Below are 549 nucleotides of genomic sequence, written 5' to 3'. Positions count from 1 at the left end.
CATGGATGACCTTGGAGACTCCGGCGATCTGGGCGGCAGCGGCAGCGGCTGCTGCAGCGGCTGCACCTTCGCCAACCACCAGCACATGCACATCACCGCCGCAGGCCTTGGCGGCCGTCACGGTGTTCAGGGTCGCGGTCTTGATCGAAGCGTTGTCGTGTTCTGCAATAACGAGAGAGGTCATTTCAGTCGTCTTTCTCTAGAATTTTTCATGGTGACTGCATCACCCGCAGCCGGCCAATCTGGCGCGGCGCAAGCGCGGGACACCGAGGAAGGGCCGCCCCGCACCGAGGGTGTCGTCCCCCTTCGGGGGATGACGCGAAGCGGCTCAGGGGGCCTTAGATGACCTTCGCTTCATTTTTCAGCTTGTCGACCAGAGCGGCCACATCGGCCACCTTGACGCCAGCGCCACGCTTGGCAGGCTCGGAGACCTTCACGGTCTTGAGGCGGGGCGTCACGTCCACGCCCAGGTCTTCGGGCTTGAAGGTGTCCAGCTGCTTTTTCTTGGCCTTCATGATGTTGGGCAAGGTGACGTAGCGGGGCTCGTTC

2 pseudogenes are annotated in these 549 nt (G+C 62.7%); both read right to left on the bottom strand.

Going from position 1 to position 549, the window contains the following annotated elements:
- Window positions 1-184 (bottom strand): annotated as a pseudogene (locus Cth01_RS21225) (electron transfer flavoprotein subunit alpha); the annotation flags it as partial.
- A 154-nt stretch (window positions 185-338) separates the two neighbouring features.
- A pseudogene (locus Cth01_RS21220) lies at window positions 339-549 on the bottom strand (electron transfer flavoprotein subunit beta/FixA family protein); the annotation flags it as partial.

Origin of the sequence: Comamonas thiooxydans (assembly GCF_000964545.1) — a bacterium.
In the GTDB taxonomy this organism is placed as follows: Bacteria; Pseudomonadota; Gammaproteobacteria; order Burkholderiales; family Burkholderiaceae_C; genus Comamonas; species Comamonas thiooxydans.
The sequence above is the reverse complement of the archived record's forward strand: the minus strand, read 5'-3'. Positions and strand labels throughout refer to the sequence as shown.